18 protein-coding genes are annotated in these 17124 nt (G+C 65.4%); 11 read left to right on the plus strand and 7 right to left on the minus strand.

Annotation, left to right across the window (positions count from 1 at the left end; all coding sequences use genetic code 11):
* Positions 1-147 precede the first annotated feature (147 nt).
* Together FFS35_RS18135 and FFS35_RS18140 are read left to right on the plus strand one after the other, a co-directional pair.
* On the plus strand, positions 148-600 hold the full coding sequence (locus FFS35_RS18135; RefSeq protein ID WP_137788270.1) for a PaaI family thioesterase: 453 nt from the start codon (positions 148-150) through the stop codon (positions 598-600).
* On the plus strand, positions 597-980 hold the full coding sequence (locus tag FFS35_RS18140) for a PaaI family thioesterase (RefSeq protein WP_137788271.1): 384 nt from the start codon (positions 597-599) through the stop codon (positions 978-980). The genes FFS35_RS18135 and FFS35_RS18140 overlap by 4 nt, the downstream gene beginning before the upstream one ends.
* Positions 981-990: 10 nt before the next feature.
* Here the strand turns inward: FFS35_RS18140 and FFS35_RS18145 are convergent, their stop codons facing one another.
* From FFS35_RS18145 to FFS35_RS18160, 4 genes are all read right to left on the minus strand, one after another.
* Positions 991-1638 (minus strand): hypothetical protein, encoded by a 648-nt coding sequence (locus FFS35_RS18145; protein WP_171007682.1) that lies wholly within the window; start codon positions 1636-1638, stop codon positions 991-993.
* A gap of 118 nt (positions 1639-1756) precedes the next feature.
* Entirely contained in the window at positions 1757-2332 is a 576-nt protein-coding gene (locus FFS35_RS18150) for a CHAP domain-containing protein (protein ID WP_137788272.1), read from the minus strand.
* 141 nt (positions 2333-2473) lie between these two features.
* Positions 2474-3973: an MFS transporter gene (locus FFS35_RS18155; protein WP_349290340.1), complete on the minus strand. Its 1500-nt coding sequence runs from the start codon at positions 3971-3973 to the stop codon at positions 2474-2476.
* Positions 3970-4797 (minus strand): SDR family NAD(P)-dependent oxidoreductase, encoded by an 828-nt coding sequence (locus FFS35_RS18160; protein WP_137788273.1) that lies wholly within the window; start codon positions 4795-4797, stop codon positions 3970-3972. The genes FFS35_RS18155 and FFS35_RS18160 overlap by 4 nt, the downstream gene beginning before the upstream one ends.
* Positions 4798-4946: 149 nt before the next feature.
* Here FFS35_RS18160 and FFS35_RS18165 point away from each other — a divergent pair, with 149 nt between their 5' ends.
* Both FFS35_RS18165 and FFS35_RS18170 read left to right on the plus strand, forming a co-directional pair.
* Complete coding sequence (locus FFS35_RS18165; RefSeq protein ID WP_137788274.1) at positions 4947-5735, plus strand: SDR family oxidoreductase; 789 nt, start codon at positions 4947-4949, stop codon at positions 5733-5735.
* Positions 5736-5913: 178 nt separating this feature from the next.
* Positions 5914-8523: a TonB-dependent receptor plug domain-containing protein gene (locus tag FFS35_RS18170; RefSeq protein WP_171007683.1), complete on the plus strand. Its 2610-nt coding sequence runs from the start codon at positions 5914-5916 to the stop codon at positions 8521-8523.
* 83 nt (positions 8524-8606) lie between these two features.
* Here FFS35_RS18170 and FFS35_RS18175 read toward each other — a convergent pair whose 3' ends face one another.
* Positions 8607-9623 (minus strand): NAD-dependent epimerase/dehydratase family protein, encoded by a 1017-nt coding sequence (locus tag FFS35_RS18175; protein ID WP_137788276.1) that lies wholly within the window; start codon positions 9621-9623, stop codon positions 8607-8609.
* 109 nt (positions 9624-9732) lie between these two features.
* Between FFS35_RS18175 and acs the strand changes: the two genes are divergently transcribed.
* The 7 genes from acs (at position 9733) to tatC (ending at position 14927) form a co-directional block, all read left to right on the plus strand.
* Positions 9733-11670, plus strand: coding sequence for an acetate--CoA ligase (gene acs / locus FFS35_RS18180; RefSeq protein WP_137788277.1), 1938 nt, complete (start codon positions 9733-9735; stop codon positions 11668-11670).
* Between the two features lie 136 nt (positions 11671-11806).
* Positions 11807-12037: a hypothetical protein gene (locus tag FFS35_RS18185; protein WP_137788278.1), complete on the plus strand. Its 231-nt coding sequence runs from the start codon at positions 11807-11809 to the stop codon at positions 12035-12037.
* A 150-nt stretch (positions 12038-12187) separates the two neighbouring features.
* Positions 12188-12919: a ScpA family protein gene (locus FFS35_RS18190; protein WP_137788279.1), complete on the plus strand. Its 732-nt coding sequence runs from the start codon at positions 12188-12190 to the stop codon at positions 12917-12919.
* On the plus strand, positions 12916-13491 hold the full coding sequence (gene scpB, locus FFS35_RS18195) for an SMC-Scp complex subunit ScpB (RefSeq protein WP_137788280.1): 576 nt from the start codon (positions 12916-12918) through the stop codon (positions 13489-13491). Before FFS35_RS18190 ends, scpB begins: the two co-directional genes overlap by 4 nt.
* Positions 13492-13521: 30 nt before the next feature.
* Positions 13522-13755: a twin-arginine translocase TatA/TatE family subunit gene (locus tag FFS35_RS18200; protein WP_137788281.1), complete on the plus strand. Its 234-nt coding sequence runs from the start codon at positions 13522-13524 to the stop codon at positions 13753-13755.
* A 45-nt stretch (positions 13756-13800) separates the two neighbouring features.
* On the plus strand, positions 13801-14154 hold the full coding sequence (tatB, locus tag FFS35_RS18205) for a Sec-independent protein translocase protein TatB (protein ID WP_137788282.1): 354 nt from the start codon (positions 13801-13803) through the stop codon (positions 14152-14154).
* The gene (gene tatC / locus FFS35_RS18210) at positions 14151-14927 is read left to right on the plus strand and encodes a twin-arginine translocase subunit TatC (protein WP_137788283.1); all 777 of its coding nucleotides are present in this window, start codon (positions 14151-14153) and stop codon (positions 14925-14927) included. Before tatB ends, tatC begins: the two co-directional genes overlap by 4 nt.
* A 425-nt stretch (positions 14928-15352) precedes the next feature.
* Here the strand turns inward: tatC and FFS35_RS18215 are convergent, their stop codons facing one another.
* Positions 15353-16933 carry a sensor histidine kinase gene (locus tag FFS35_RS18215; RefSeq protein WP_349290341.1) on the minus strand — a complete coding sequence of 527 codons (1581 nt, stop codon included), beginning with the start codon at positions 16931-16933 and terminating at the stop codon, positions 15353-15355.
* 25 nt (positions 16934-16958) lie between these two features.
* Positions 16959-17114, minus strand: a complete 156-nt coding sequence (locus FFS35_RS20445) for a NepR family anti-sigma factor (protein WP_249341735.1) — start codon at positions 17112-17114, stop codon at positions 16959-16961.
* Between the last annotated feature and the right edge of the window lie 10 nt (positions 17115-17124).

Consider the following 17124-nt stretch of genomic DNA (forward strand, 5'->3'; position numbering starts at 1 on the left):
ATCATTCAGTTCATACCGCTTGGCCACCATCATCCGCTCCGCGTCTCAACACGGATACCTATGAATCAGCGATCACTCCCCTTGGGAATCCTGAATGTCGATCCGTCCTAGCGTTGCACGGCGCGCATCAGCGTGTAGGGACGATACATGGACTTCGACCCCGCCAGGATGGCGCTCGAGATGATCGAGAACCGCAACTTCAACGGCCACGCCGGGCGGCTTGGCATCCGCTTCCACGCGATGGGCGATGACTGGCTCGAACTGGCCCTGCCCTATTCGCAGGAGCTGATCGGCGACGAGGATAGCGGCGTCATCGCTTCCGGCCCGATCATCGCGATGATGGACGTGGCGACCAGCCTCGTCGTGTGGCAGCGCATCGGGGCATTCGCGCCGCATGCGACGCTCGATCTGCGGATCGATTATCTGCGTCCGGCGCGCCCGGGCAATATCGTTATCGGGCGTGTCGAATGCCTTCGCGTCGCGCGATCGATCGCCTTCACCCGCGGCATCGCGCACGATGGCGATGCGGACGATCCGATCGCGCATGTCGCCGCGACCTTCATGGTGCCGCGCGGCACCTATCCGAGGACCGGCAAATGAGATTGCCTCCCTATGCGGCGCTGCTCGAAGCGACGCTGGAGCGCGCGGAGGACGGATCGCCGGTGATCGTGATGCCGTTCCACGCCGGCGTGGTCGGCCGCCCCGGATTTCTTCAGGGTGGCGCGATCTCGGGCCTGCTGGAGGTCGCCGCGATCGCCGCGCTGCGCCACGCGCTGGCGGGCGAAGGCGGCGGCCGTATCAAGCCGATCAACGCGACGGTGGACTTCATGCGCGGCGGGCGCGATCGCGAGACTCGTGCCGCTGGCCGGATCACCCGGCTCGGCAATCGCGTCGCGAATGTCGATGCCTTCGCCTGGCAGGACGATCGATCGCGGCCGATCGCCGCCGCGCGAATGAACTATCTGATCGAGCGGGACTGACGGCGCGCCGTCAGCGCTGCGCGTTATACTTCAGCTGATCCTCGGTAAGCTGGAAACCGACCAGCGCCTCGAAACTGGCGGAGAGCACCGCCTGCCGAACGTCGGGCGCGCTGAGCGGATCGACCGCCGCGTCATCCTGCCCGGCCTTGCGCTTGCGGTTGAGCTTGGCGCGCACCTCGTCCGGCAGCGTCGCGGCCGCGCGCGTGATCGTCGTCGATGCCTGGCCGCTGGTGGTGGCAAGCGTCTGGCCGGCATCGAAATGCAGCCCGACGCGGCCGATGCGCTTGGCCGTCACCGCGTTGCCGCCGCGTACGACCGTGATGAAATAGGGCAGCGTGACGTCGCGCGCGTCCTGCGCACGCGTCCGCCGCGCCCGCACGTCGAAGGTGACGGTGGTCAGCACGTCGGCGCCGCTGTCGTCGCAGGTCGAGCGGACATTGCTGATATTCGCCACGACGTCGATCGCGGACGAATCGCGGCTGGTGGCCGGATCGAACAGCGTGATATCCCCCGTCCCCGCCGGCACGCCCACTGACGGGCAGGCGGAACGCACGGCGGTGATGCCGACGCCGGAGGAAAGATCGATATCGCCGGCCTTCACGCAGCCACCAAGCAGCGCGAGAAGAGCGATCGGGGCGGCTGCTGGGCGAACGTTCACTGGCACTACCTTGGCTCGAACACGAAAGAGGGCCGCGCTTGCGATCGAAGGCGGCCCCGTTGCGCATGCACCATAATCGTTCCGCGCGCGCTGGCAATGCCGCGCGGCGGCGCGACACTCACTGTTCCAGCGAAATGCCCCCGGTAACCGGCGCCTTCGCGGCGGCGGCGATCGTCATGTTCGCCATCGCCGTGGTGCTGCGCGTGTCGCCATCGGGTGCCGCGTGCGTGGCCGCCGGCGCATCGCCGCCATAGATGAACCCGCTGGTGGGATAGCTGGAGGTGCCGAGGTCGCCCTGCGGGGCATACCACACCTTCACCACGCTCCAGTCGTTGTTCGCCGACACATCCACCGCGCGGACATTCGTTTCGACGCGGCCCGGGCGAGACCAGTTGGCATGGGTCAGCAGCACTTCACGATCGCTGACGATCTGCGACACCATCGCGACATGGCCGACACGCATCCGTGCGGTTGGCTTGAATGCGAGCACCGCGCCGACACGAGGGGAGCTGCCACGCTCGTAACGGCCGGCGGCCTGGCCCCACCAGGTGTTGGCGTTGCCATGAATGTCGATGCCCGAGATCTCGCGGGCATAGGTGGCGCACTGCCAGAACTGGGCGGAGGCCGGTGCCGCTGCCATCAGGCCGCACGAAAACACCAGCGCAAAGCGCGCTGCCAAAACCTTCAAATTCACTTGCGACCCCCCGGTCAATCAGGACGTTCGTTGCATCCCGGCTACGGACAAGGGTTAAAGAAACCAAGCACGGCGGGAACCTTTTCCGATGAATCGTTTCGGCGCGCCGATAACCCGAACCAAAAGCCGTTCATCCAGCCGTCAGGCGAAGGGTTCGCGCGGCTCCGACTCGAGCACGCCGGCCGCCGCGAGGTTCGCCAGCCGTGCTTCATGCTCGCCGCGCCCGAACGGGAAGCGTGCGTAGAAGAACGCCGCCAGCCCGTAGAACAGCAGATAACAGCAGCAGAAAATCAGCGTAAGCCGGTCGAGCGTCGCCACCGGCACCGTGCCCGGCACCGCTTTCGCCGGGAAGCCGGCGGCGACCAGTATCAGCCCGGTCACGAAGATGCCGATCCCGCTGGTGCATTTCTGGACGAAGAAGCCGCCGGCGAAGAACAGCCCCTCGGATCGCCGCCCCGTCCGCGCTTCCGAATCCTCCACCACATCCGCCAGCATCGATGCGCCAAGGATATAAGCGGTCACACTGAACGCCGTCGAAAGCCCCGCGAACATGAACACCAGCGGCAGCATCAGCGGATCGCCGGGGCTGGGAAACAGGCCCGCCAGCCGCAGCCAGAACGGCGTGGTGCCGATCATGGCGGCGGTGATCGAGGCGATCGCGGCGGTCCGCGGCTTGCTCCCGCGCCGCCCGGCCACCGGCGCGACGACGAACGCGACGCCCACGCCCATGAACAGCACGACGCTGTAATAGAGGAACGTCATCCCCTTGAAGCCCCACACGAAGCTGGCGAGGTAATTGGAGATCGCGTAGATGATGCCCTGCCCCGTATAGGCGCTGATGCCCGCGAGCATCAGCGTGGCGAACGCGCGGTTCTTCACCGTCTCCGCCATGTCGGCGAGATTGCGTCTGAACGATTTCTTCTCGATCTCCGGCTTGGGCAGGCGCGGAATTTCGCGATGCGTGCCGATTGCGGAAACCAGGATCGCGAAGCCCATGAACAGCGCGCCCGCCAGCGCGAAGCCGCGATAGCCCGCCGGATTGAGCAGACCGTTGGGATAGCCCGGCGCCGGCGCCAGGAAATAGACATAGGCGGAAACCAGCATCACCAGCCCGCCCGCCCAGCCGAACAGATAGCGGTAGGACATGATGCGCGTGCGCTCGTCATAATCGGCGCTCAGCTCGGCGGCCATCGCCTGCCCCGGCACCTCATAGGCGCTCACCGCGCTGCGCACGATCACCGCCACCACGAACAGCCACAGCAGGATCGTCGTTTCCGCCGCGCCGATCGGCGGGTTCCACAGCGCGACCCACCCCAGCATGATCGGCAGCACCGCGCCATACAGCCACGGGTGCCGCCGCCCCCAGCGGCTGCGCGTGCGATCCGAGAGAAAGCCGACGGTGGGATCGATGAACGCATCCACGATCAGCGCGATCATCACCACGAAGCCGACCGTCGCGGCCGGAACGCCGACCACCTGATTGTAGAACAGCAGCAGGAACGTGCCGAAGCCGGAATCCTTCACGCCATAGGCGGCGGCCCCGAAACCGTAACTCGCCATCACGCCGCCGGGCAGCCGGCGCGCGGGCGGGGTCGTCGTCACCGTCGCGGCCCCCTGTTCGGGCGCGACGGGCGCGTTCACGCGAATGACTCCAGCGCTTCGAACATGCCCGGCATCGTCGGATCCCAGCTCTGCCGCGTGCCGATCGTCAGACCGCCATCCACGAGAATATGCGTGCCGGTAACAAAGGCGGCATCGTCGCTGGCGAGATAGGCGACCGCGGCCGCGATATCCTCCGGTCGCCCGGCGCGCTTCACCGGCTGGGCATGCGCCGCGATGCCGCCGATCAACTGGTTGGCCGCGGCGCGCTTTTCCGCCGGCACATCGACCGCGCTGACAAAGATGTTTGTGGTGATGAAGCCGGGAACGACGGCGTTCACCCGGATCGAATCCTTGGCCAGTTCCGCCGCCGCAACCTTGGAGAGGTGGAGCACGCCCGCCTTGGCGGTGGAATAGGCGATCGGCGCATAGCCGCTGCCCAGCGCCGAGACGCTGGAGGTGTTGACGATCGCGCCGCCGCCCCGTTTCGCCATCAGCGGCGCGGCATAGCGGATCCCGAGCGCCACCGAGCGCAGCAGCAGCGCGTGCGTGCGGTCCCAGTCGTCGGGCGCGATTTCGTCGATATGCGCGCGTGCGCCGCCGGCCCCGGCATTGTTGAACAGCACGTCGAGCCCGCCGGCCGCATCGGCCGCCTCTATCAGCGCGCGAATATCATCGGCGCTCGTCACGTCGCAGCGCTGGAAGCGGATGCGCCCGTTCGAGGTTTCGGCCACATCGCGGCCGCCCGCCTCGTCGACGTCACCGATCCACACCTCTGCGCCCTCCTCCGCGAGTCGAACGGCGGTCGCGCGACCAATGCCGGAGGCGCCGCCCGTCACGACGGCGCGCTTGCCCGAAAAGCGCATACTCTCTCCTGTGCTCTCTTTTTTCGGCAGCATAGTATGGGGTTTTATCGCGTCAATCGCGCATCGTTCGAATTTTCGGTTTGTCACCCTTGCTCACCGGCGGGGGCTCGGATAGCGCGCTGCGACAGCATTTGCGATGGAGAGTAGCGATGAGCCTGAACAGTCTTTTCAGCCTGGAAGGGCGCATCGCGCTCGTCACCGGCGGATCGCGCGGCATCGGCAAGATCATCGCGAAGGCCTATATCGAGCAAGGCGCCAGGGTGTATGTCTCGTCGCGCAAGGCGCCGGCGTGCGATGAAACCGCCGCCGAACTCGGCCCGAACTGCATCTCGCTGCCCGCCGATGTTTCCACGGTCGCCGGCTGCACGGCGCTGGCGGAGGCGATCATGGCGCGCGAGGAACGGCTCGACATCCTCGTCAACAATGCCGGCGCGGCGTGGGGCGCCCCGTTCGAGGAATTCCCCGAAAGCGGCTGGGACAAGGTGATGGACCTTAACGTCAAGGCGCCTTTCTTCCTGACGCAGGCGCTGCACGGCCATCTCAAGCGCGAGGCCAGCCATGATCGCCCCTCGAAGGTCATCAACATCACCTCGATCGACGGGTTGCGGCTCAATCCGTGGGATACGTACAGCTATCAAGCCTCCAAATCGGCACTGATATACCTCACCAAGCGCATGGCGGCGCGGCTGGTGAAGGATGGGATCATCGTCACCAGCCTCGCGCCCGGCGCCTTCGCCAGCGAGATGAACCGCGCCGCCCGCGATCACGGCGACGAGGTCGCGCACGGCATCCCGATGCGCCGGATCGGCAATTTCGAGGACATGGCCGGCGCGGCGATCTTCCTCGCCAGCCGCGCGTCGGACTATGTGGTCGGCGACACGCTTGTCGTGGACGGCGGGCTCGTCAACGCCGCGCTCGGCACCAGCATCGACGCGTGACGCGGCGCCGGTCGATCGTTTGAATGGTCACGCCGGCGCCACGCGGCGCCGGCGGCTGAAACGGCGCCCGTCGCGCGGGCGCGATCACGCCGCCTGACGATTGTCATCAAGGCGCAACCGAACTGTCGCGAGATTGGCATGCTCGCGATGCACAGCGGCCCTGTTCTGCATTGCAGCAATGACTGCACGAAGGGGGCCTGCCGTGATCCGATTTACTTCCAGCCTGCTCGCGCTCGCCGGCGCGCTTCTCTATGCCGACGCGGCATCCGCGCAGACCGCCACCGCCGCCGCAGCCACAGCCGCAGCCGACACCGCCGCGAACGAAACGGCGGCGGACGATGTCTCGACGATCATCGTCAACGCCAAATCGACGCGCTCCGCCACCGCGATCCCGCAAAGCGAGATCCAGAAGATTCTGCCCGGCGTCTCCCCGCTGAAGGCGATCCAGACGCTGCCGGGCGTGCTGTACATCACCGCCGATCCATGGGGCTACAACGAGCAGAATGCGCAGATCTTCATCCACGGGTTCGCCGCCAACCAGCTCGGCTACACGATGGACGGCATTCCGCTGGGCGACCAGAGCTACGGCAATTACAACGGCCTCTCGCCGCAGCGCGCGGTGATCTCCGAGAATGTCGGCCGTGTGGTCGTATCGACCGGCGCGGGTGATCTGGCCACCGCGTCGAACAGCAATCTCGGCGGCACCGTCGAGACCTATTCGTCGGCCCCGCTCGCGGCGCTCGGCGTGCAGGCGTCGCAAACCTTCGGCAGCTACAGCACGTCGCGCACGTTCGTGCGGATCGACAGCGGCGCGTTCGGCGCGGACGGCAGCAATTCGGCCTATATCTCGGCGGCGCGCCAGCACGCCCGCGCGTGGGATTTCAACGGCAATCAGGGCGGCTATCAGGCCAATGCCAAGTTCGTCCACGAGGGCAAGGCCGGCAAGCTCACGCTCTATTTCGACTATAACGACATGACCCAGCCGAACGAGGATTCGACCGTCTTCTACAAGCCGAACACCGCCGCCGGCCAGACGGCATCGGCGGTGCAGCTTTACACGCCCTATACCAAGCCGTTCTTCTATCCCGATTTCGGCACGTACCGCACGTCCTACCTCAGCCCGCTGGGCAATTCCCCGGCATCGCAGGGCAGCAACTACCGAAACTATTATTCGGATGCGCAGCGCACCGACTATCTCGCTTATGCCCGCTACGACGCGCACCTGTCGGACAAGATCACCTGGTCGACGACCGGCTATTATCATCACAATGACGGCGCCGGTGTCGTCGCCGGGCCGCTCGGCCAGTCGATCACCACCGCGCAGGCCTATCTCGACCCGAATTACGCGACGCTGCCCGCCAACTGCCGTTTCAGCGGCAACAACAACGGCACCCGCCCCGCCGCCTGCACCGCGCTGACCGATGCCCAGGCGGCGGCGGCCGGCGCGGCGCTGGTGGCGGCCACGGGCGGATCGGGCCTCATCACCCGCACCACTGAATATCGTATCGATCGCGGCGGCGTGATTTCCGCGCTGAGCGCCGAGATCGGCGATCACAAGATCGAGCTTGGCGGCTGGTTCGAGCACAACAGCACCACGCAATGGCGGCGCTGGTATGCGGTCGATGTCAACAATCCGGCATCGAGCACGCCCTATATCCGCCCGCTGGAGGTGGCGCAGCCGCTGTTCACGCAATATCAGGGTGAGGCGCGGATCAACCAGCTCCAGCTCCACATCCAGGACACCTGGCAGGCGACCGAGCGATTGCTGCTCCAGGCCGGCTTCAAGACGAGCGCGCAATGGGCTAACGGCTGGTTCCCGGTCCAGCCCAGGGCCGGCTCGCTCTCCGGCCTGTCCGGCGGCCTGCCGCAGGGCCGGATCAACACGCTGCGCTGGTTCCTGCCGGCCTTCGGCGCGACCTATGATCTCAACGGCCACGAGCAGGTCTATTTCAACGTCCAGAAGAACCTGCGCCAGTATCAGGCCTATCTGGCTGGCGGCGGCGGCCCGTGGTTCACCGGCAGCCAGGCCGCGTTCGACGCCTTCGCCCGGGAGGGCAAGCCCGAGAGCAGCTGGACCTACGAGGGCGGCCTGCGCACGCACCGCGGCTTTGCCGGCGACATCGGGCTAGACGCCCAGATCAATTACTATCACGTCGTGTTCAGCAACCGGCTGCTGGCGATCTCCACCAATCCCGGCGGTATCGCGGGCGGCGGCATCACCGGCGGCACCTCGATCCTCGTCAACGTCGGCGATGTGAAGACCGACGGCGTCGATGCCGCCTTCACGCTTCGCGTCGGCCGTGCCTTTTCGCTCTACAACGCCACCTCTTACAATCTGTCGAAATATCAGAGCGACTATACCGCCACCGCGCTCGGCATCGGCGCCGCCACGGGCACCTGCATCGGCGGCTATCTCGTCACCAGCGGCGTGGTGCCGACCTGCGGCAAGCAATTGCCGGGCACGCCGAAGTGGATGAACAAGACGGTCGCGACGCTCTCCGGCGGCCCGTTCGAGCTGCAGCTGATCGGCGATTTCGTCGGCCGCCGCTTCGCCACCTTCACCAACGACGCCAGCGTCCCGTCCTATTTCCTGACCTCGCTGCGCATCGCCGCGCGGGTTCCGGAAAACGTGCTGCCGCTGCGCAAGGCCGAGCTCGCGCTCAATGTCACCAATCTCACCGACAAGAAGGGCGTATCCACCCTCTCGGTGGGATCGGCGACCAACAGCTACTCCGCCTATCCGATCGCGCCGCGCCAGTGGTTCCTCACCTTTTCCGCCGCTTATTGAAGGGCGCACCAGCAATACGGGCGGGCGCGGCCGCATTCATCGCACCCGCGCCCGCCCGCTAGACCCTGCGCCTTATGACAAGGCTAGACCTTCACGATCCCGCGCGCGATCAAGCTTTCGGCGGTATCGATGATCGACTGTTCCTCGTTCCGCGTCCGCCAGCCGAGCACTTGCGCGGTATGCTCCGGGTCCACCGCGCGGACGCGGCCAAGCTCGCCGACGATTTGGCGGATGCTGCCGTCGAACAGGCCCAACAGCCGCACGACGAAGTCGGGGATGCGCCGGCGCGGCACCTTGCGCGCCTTGTCGCCCAGCCGCGCGCGCAGCACGTCGCCCGCCTCTTCCATCATCATGAAGCGACCGGCGCCGATAAAGCGTTCGCCGTCCAGCCCCGGCGTCTCCAGCGCCAGCACGTGAAGTTCGGCGAGATCGCGCACGTCGACGACCGCGAAGCCGATGCGCGGATAGCCGGGGATCGATCCGTCGAGCAGCCGCTGCACGATCTGGATCGAGGTGGAGAAATCGCCGCTCATCACCGGCCCCAGCACGGCGCTGGGATTGATCGAGCAGAATTCCATGCCGGCGCCGTTTGCCGCCATCCAGTCCCGCGCGGCGCGTTCCGCGATCGTCTTGGATTTGATGTAGGGCGCGACATCGGGCGCATTCACATCGGTCCATTCCGCCTCCGTGAAGGCGACGCCGTTGGCCGGCGCATGGCCGTAAGCGATCGCGGCCACTGAGGAGGTCAGCACGAAACGCGCCACGCCCGCCTCCTTCGCGAAGCGCAGCGCGCGCAGCGCGCCGTCGCGCGCCGGGCGGATCAGCATCTCGTCGGTCACCTTGCCGGCCGGGAACGGCGAGGCGACATGGGCGACATGGCTGCATCCGGCCACTGCCTCGGCCCAGCCCGCGTCATTCTCCAGGTCCGCCGCGAAGAAGCGCAGGCGATCGGCCCGCACGCCGAGCGTGGCGCGCACTTCCGGCTCTTTCGCAAGATTGCGGATGGTCGTGTTGACGCTCCAGCCGCGCTCGATCAGCCGCTGGATCAGGAAGCCGGCGATATAGCCGCTGCCTCCGGTTACGAGCACGGTCCCAGCCATCGGCGATCCTCTCTTGTATGTCGAATTGGGTTTTATAGAGAAACCAATGCACTGCCAAGTTGTCCGGTGGCGGCACGCGGTATACGGAACCGGCGAAAAGGAGCGTTGCATGGCCGAGCACGAATTGTACCCTGTTCCCGCCGACTGGAGCATGACGGCGAAGGTCGATCGGCCGCGCTACGACGCAATGTACCGGGCCAGCGTGGCCGATCCCGAGGGGTTCTGGCTGGAACAGGCTGGGCGGCTGGATTGGATGACGGCGCCCACGACGGCGGGCAACTGGTCGTTCGACGAGGCGGATTTCCGCATCGAATGGTTTGCCGATGGCGTGCTCAACGTCGCCGCCAACTGTATCGACCGCCATCTGGCCGCGCGCGGCGATCAGGTCGCGATCATCTGGGAGCCGGACGATCCCGCCGCGGAGCCGCGCCGCTTCACCTATCGCGAGCTTCACGAAGAGGTGTGCCGCTTCGCCAATGTGCTGAAGGCGCAAGGGGTGAAGAAGGGCGATCGCGTCACCGTCTATCTGCCGATGATTCCGGAGGCCGCGTTCGCGGTGCTGGCGTGCGCGCGGATCGGCGCGATCCATTCGGTGGTGTTCGGCGGCTTCTCCCCCGATGCGCTGGCGGGGCGCATCGAGGATTGCGATTCACGGCTCGTCATCACCGCCGACGAGGGGCGGCGCGGCGGCAAGCGCGTGCCGCTCAAGGCCAATGTCGACGAGGCGGCCGATCGCGCGCCGAGCCTGGAGCGCGTCATCGTCATCAAGGCGACCGGCGGCGACGTGGCGATGGGCCCGCGCGACATCTGGTATCACGAGGCGGCGGCGGGCGTTTCCTCCGATTGCCCGCCCGAGCCGATGAACGCCGAAGACCCGCTATTCATCCTCTATACCTCGGGCTCGACGGGCAAGCCCAAGGGCGTGCTCCACACCACCGGCGGCTATCTGCTGTGGGCGAGCTACACGCACGATCTCGCATTCGATTACCGGCCCGGCAACGTCTTCTGGTGCGCCGCCGATATCGGATGGGTCACCGGGCACACCTATATCGTCTATGGCCCGCTCGCGAACGGCGCGACGACGCTGATGTACGAGGGCCTGCCCAACTGGCCCGATGCCAGCCGCATCTGGCAGGTGGTGGATCGCCACCAGGTCCACACTGTCTTCACCGCGCCGACGGCGCTGCGCGCGCTGATGAAGGAGGGCGACGCGCCCGTCCACCGCACCAGCCGCGCCTCGCTGCGCCTGCTGGGCACCGTGGGCGAGCCGATCAACCCGGAGGCGTGGCGCTGGTATCATGACGTGGTGGGCGAAGGCCGCTCGCCGATCGTCGATACCTGGTGGCAGACGGAAACGGGCGGCGCGCTGATCGCCCCGCTTCCCGGCGCGACCGACCTGAAGCCCGGCTCGGCGACCCTGCCGTTGCCCGGGGTCCAGCCGCAGCTGGTGGACGAGAACGGCACGGTGCTGGAAGGCGCGACGAGCGGCAACCTGTGCATCACCGCGAGCTGGCCCGGGCAGATGCGGACGGTGTGGAACGATCACGCCCGCTTCTTCCAGACCTATTTCACCACCTATCGCGGCAAATATTTCACGGGCGACGGGTGCCGCCGCGACGCGGACGGTTATTATTGGATCACCGGCCGCGTCGACGATGTCATCAACGTCTCCGGCCACCGCATGGGCACGGCGGAGGTGGAGAGCGCGCTGGTTCTCCATCCCAAGGTTGCCGAAGCGGCGGTGGTCGGCATGCCGCATGAGGTTAAGGGCCAGGGCATCTACGCCTATGTCACGCTCAACGCCGGCGAGGCCGCGTCGGCAGACCTTAACGCCGCGCTCCGGCAATGGGTGCGCAAGGAGATCGGCCCGATCGCCACGCCGGACGCGATCCAGTTCGCGCCGGGCTTGCCCAAGACCCGCTCTGGCAAGATCATGCGCCGCATCCTGCGCAAGATCGCGGAGGGGGATACGGCGAACCTCGGGGACATCTCTACCCTCGCCGATCCGTCCGTCGTCGAAGATCTTGTCGTAAACAGAGTCGGTTAATCCCCCGAATCCCCCGATTCACCTTTCGGCAACACAATTCCGCCAGCCTCTCCCTTGACGAATCGATTCGAATCGGACCGGAATGGGACAGACGGCGAAAATTTATAGCCGCAACTGTCCCGGGTCGGGGGGTTACATGGCAAAGCACGGTTCCGGCATTCCGCTTCCGCCGGATGAGATTGAGCGTATCCTGTGGTCGGCGCGTCGCGCCGGCACCATACTGATTCTTCCGCGTGAACAGCCCCAGCCGACGATCGACGCGCTCACCGATCAGGGCCTTGTCCGCCGCCAGCTCGGGCATCTTGTCCTGACCCTGCAGGGTCAGGAGCGGCGCCGCAAATGCGCGCATTACATGGCGATGGCCTGAGCGCCCACGGCGCGACGCATCGGCGGCGGCATCAGCAGGATCGGGCCACCCGCCGATCGAGGCGAGAGACATTCCACATTGTCGCCTGTGCAATGCGGCGCGAATCTGCCAGCATTCGCGCATGATCCCTTGCGCGCTCCGCATCTTCCGTTGACCGACGAACCTGACACGCTGACGCTCGATCTCGACGGGTGGGAGGGGCCGCTCGATCTGCTGCTCGCGCTCGCGCGATCGCAGAAGGTGGATCTGAAGCAGATCTCGATCCTTTCGCTGGTCGAGCAATATCTGGTGTTCATCGATCGCGCGCGGTCGCTGCGGCTGGAGCTGGCGGCCGACTATCTGGTGATGGCGGCGTGGCTCGCCTATCTCAAATCCGGGCTGCTGCTGCCGCGCGATCCCGAGATCGAGCCAAGCCCGGAGGAGCTTGCGCTGCGCCTGCAGATCCGGCTCGAACGATTGAACGCGATGCGGGAGGCGGGCGCGCGGCTGATCGCGCGGGACCGGCTGGGCCGCGATGTCTTTCCGCGCGCCGCGGCGGAGGGGCTCCGCACCGTTCGCAAGGCGCGCTGGACGGCGGAAATATATGATCTGATCGCGGCTTACGGGCGCATTTCCGCGCGGACGCGGCCGGTGATGCATGTCGTGCAGGATCGGCAGGTGATGACGCTCGATGCGGCGATCGAGCGCGTCGCGGCGCTGATCGGCGCCACCGTGGAATGGGCCGCGATCGAGCGTTTCCTGCCAGACGGCGCATCCGGCAGGTTCAGGAAGTCCGCGCTCGCATCGAGTTTTCTTGCCGCGCTGGAACTGGCGCGTCAGGGGCGCGTCGAACTGGCGCAGAAGTCCCCTTTCGCGCCGCTCTATCTGCGTTCGCCGGCATGACCCCGCCCGATGATCTTGCCCGCGCGGTGGAGGCGGTGCTGTTCGCCGCGACCGAGCCGCTGACGGTGGACGCGATCCGCGCCCATGTCGGGGATGGCGATGTGGCGGCGGTGCTCGGCATGCTGGCCGGGGATTATGCCGGGCGCGGGATCAACCTCGTGCAACGTGGCGGCCGCTGGCACTTCGAGACCGCGCCCGATCTCGCGCACCTGCTGCGCCGCGATCGGGAGGAGGCGCGCAAGCTCTCCCGCGCCGGCATCGAGACGCTGGCGATCATCGCCTATCACGAGCCGGTGACGCGCGCGGAGATTGAGGCGATCCGCGGCGTGCAGATATCGAGGGGCACGCTGGATGTGTTGATGGAGGCGGGCTGGGTCCGCCCGGCCGGGCGCCGCGAAGTGCCGGGCCGGCCGCTGATGTTCGCGACGACGCCGGGCTTCCTCGATCACTTCGGGCTGGAGAGCCGCCGCGATCTGCCGGGGATCGATGATCTGCGCGCTGCCGGGCTGCTCGATCCGGTCGATCTCGCTTTCGACCAACTGACGGTGGAAAAGGGCGCCGAGGACGACTAGATACGCTGTTCGTATATCAGGAGACCCGTCATGGGCACGTTTGGCCCGCTGCATTGGATCGTCGTCGCCATCATCGCCATCCTTCTGTTGGGGGGCGGGCGTTTCTCGAACCTGATGGGTGATGTCGCCAAGGGCGTGAAGAATTTCAAGAAGGGCATGGCGGAGGAGGATGAGGAATCCGCCGCCAAGCCCGCGCCGCGCATCGAGGTGCAGCAGCCGGTGCGCCCGGCCGAAACGATCGTTCAGGACGAGAAGGCGCGCTGATCGCGGAACGCGTCTGTCTGAAACGCCCGCGTCGCCGGCTCGATCATGCTTGATTTCAACTTTTCCGAATGGGCGGTGGTCGCCCTGGTGGCGCTGGTCGTCATCGGGCCGAAGGATCTGCCCAAGGCGATGCGCGTCATCGGCTATTGGGTCGGCCGGGCGCGTTCGGTCGCGCGGCAGTTTCGCGCCGGCTTCGACGAGATGATCCGCGAGGCCGAGCTCGCCGAGATGGAAAAGAAGTGGAAGGAGGAGAATGAGCGTATCATGCGCATGCACGCCCCCTCCCCGCCCGATCTGATCGATCATGCTCCGGGTGCCGGCGATGGGGCGGATGTGCCGCCGGTGATGGTGGAAAAACCGCCCGTGGCCGCCCGGACGGATGAAAAGCCGGCGTCATGAACGAGCTCGATGATACCAAGGCGCCGTTGCTCGATCATCTGATCGAGCTGCGCCGCCGGCTGCTCTACTGCATCGCGGCGCTGATCCTCGCCTTCTTCGGCTGCTATTACTTCTCCGAAAACATCTTCGCCATCCTCGTCCGCCCTTTGCTTTTGGCTGGCCAGACTAAGCTTATTTATACTCAGATATTCGAGGCGTTCTTCGTTAAGGTTAAGGTTGCTTTCTTTGCAGCGGCAATGGTCGCCTTTCCGGTGATCGCAAACCAGTTGTGGCAATTCATAGCACCCGGCCTGTATCGAAAAGAAAAGCGCGCGCTGCTGCCGTTTCTGGTCGCGACGCCAGTATTGTTCGGCATCGGTGCATCAATGGCCTATTTCATCGCTGTGCCGATGGCCCTCCATTTTCTGCTGAGCTTTCAGGGAAACGTCGGCGGCGTGACACAGGAGGCATTGCCGGGGATCGGCAATTATCTCTCTTTCATCATGCAGTTTCTTTTCGGATTCGGCATCGCATTTCTACTGCCGGTTCTGCTCATGTTGCTGGAGCGCGCTGGAATAGTGACGCGTAAACAGCTTATCGCCGCACGACGATACGCCATTGTAGCCGCGTTCGCGATCGCCGCCGTCCTGACGCCGCCTGATGTGGGATCGCAACTGTTGCTCGCGATCCCGCTGTGCTTTCTCTACGAACTCGCGCTAATCGGCATCTGGTTCACCGAGCGTAGCCGATCGCGGGCGGCCGATGCGGTAGGAGAAGCGGTTTCGGACGAATGATAGGCGCATTCGGTCTGCTGCACCCGCCCGCCAACAGCCCGAGGTAGAATCGCGATCGGTTCTCGCCACGGTTTTGCCAGCCGACGATGGGTCGAGACCCGCGCGCCCAACCGAGCTGCTCTCTGCCACCACGAAAGCCTGGCGAATATCGAATGCTCAGAACTTTGCGCGCTCTAAGGTCCACATCGGGACGCGCCGCTTTGATCTCGCTGGTCTAGCAGAGACTGCATACCGCGACGAAGCAACTGGAAAAATGAAGGCCCGAAAGCATCACCGGGGGGGGAGGGGACGACGCTTTCGGGCCTGTTACTTGGATAGCGAGAGCGGGGGGGCATATATTCGCTATCCGAATGTTCAAACCATCCCTCCGACGACCGGTTCCGCTCCGCGCGAAAAATATCTCTCGGTCTGTTAAAACACCGTCGCTATTCCCGGCCAAGCGTTGCGATCGAGATAGCGTAGCTGCCTTGGTCTGCGTCATATTGCATCGGCGCGCGCAACTGACGCGAGAGGCCCTCGATAACCCTGCCGTAACGCTGGTTCAGCCGCTGCCGAAGCGATTCGCTTTCGATCAGCGCTGGAGAAGAGACGCGCAAGATCGCGCGTTCAATCTGATCGGGAGCGGGCTTAAGCGATATCGCAATCTGCGCTTGCGGATCGCATGCGAGCGCCAACTCCACCACCTCGGTTACCAGAAAGGCGACGGGAACCGCGATATCCTGGCTGACGAAAAACGAATCGAGCTCAAGCGCAATGCCCAGGCGACTGCCATCCGGCGCTGTGGCGCGGATATTCGTGGCAAGTTCGCTGACAACCGGCCGAAGACCCAGCCCGCGATTCTCCTCCATCTCGGCAAAATGATTGCGGTGGACCACCGCCAGCGCATCCACACGGCGCTGGATCGAGGCGTAGGCGAGCGACGCATCCGGCGTGGTCGCGCCGCGCGCGTGGAGGTTGATAAGGCTGGATATCACCTGAAGGTTGTTCTTTACGCGATGATGCACCTCGCGCGTCAGCCGCGTCTGCCGCACCAGCCCTTCGGCAAGCCCCGCCTCATGCAGGGCCACCGTTCGAGACAGTGTGCGGAATGTATCGCCGAGTTCCCGAATCTCCTGCGCGGGCAGCGCGCGCAACACCGCGGGATCGGGCTCTTCCCCAGGTGTCAGCGCAGCGATATTCGCTCGCAGCTGACGCAGTGGCCGCACGAGCAGATGATCGACGACAAACCACGAAATGCCCGCCGCAGCCGCCCACATCAGCAGCGGGAGCAAAAGCGCGATCACCAATGAAGAAGTGATCGGCGTGCTGCGCACCTGCATTTCGATCGCGAGATCAGCTATCCCCAGATCGGTACGATTGAGCGTCCGGCGCTCGAGCGCCGATTCGCGTGGCAGCGGATTGATAATCAGCTGCTTTCGCCCCTCGAGGATGGCCAGTTCGTACGGATGCACGAAGGCGCTTGGCCGGCTCAGGTTTGCGAGCACCGAAATCGGGAAGAAGGCAGCGCCAAACACCCGCCGACGATTGCCTGCGACGCCGAGCGACAGCCCCTGACCCGGCTGCAGCGACGCGGTCACATTAGAGCCATCTGCTTTGACAGCGACCCGCCGGGCGCCAGCAAAGGGCGTTCCGCAAAGCACCCGGCCCTCGCGATTGAAGATCACGAATTGGGTTCCGTTGGTGGATTGCTGCGCGAAAACCCCGCGCGCGCGGGCACAACTAGGCGCGTCGCGCTGGTCGACAGCGAGTGCATCGACGGTAGCACGCAGCGCGGTCATATCGCCGATAAGTTCGATCGCGATTGCGCGGCTGCTTTCCGAAGAGGCCAGTCGGAGACCCGCCAGTGCCTCGCTATCGGCATTTCGGGTAGTCTGTAAGGTCGCAAATACGGCAATTACCGCGAGCGGGAGCAGCGCGATGCTGAGAATCAGAAATAATTTCGCCCCAGTCGGCCACCGCGCGACAAAGGTTGCCGCCATTGACGTTGCGGCGCCGGGACGTTCCACCTTCCCAGCCATGTCGAATTGGGGTCTAATCCAGCTTTCCGAGCAACGCCAGCATCTCGTCAGGAATCTTTTCCTCTATCGTCTTCTGATAGATGGAACGAAGCGCGGAGCCCATGTCGCGATCATTCGCATGGTCCCCCGCGCCCTTTTTCTGATCCGGTATTTTTGCCTGATCGCTCAAACTCAACGCC

It is taken from the genome of Sphingomonas sp. 3P27F8 (assembly GCF_005502745.1).
Lineage (GTDB): Bacteria > Pseudomonadota > Alphaproteobacteria > Sphingomonadales > Sphingomonadaceae > Sphingomonas.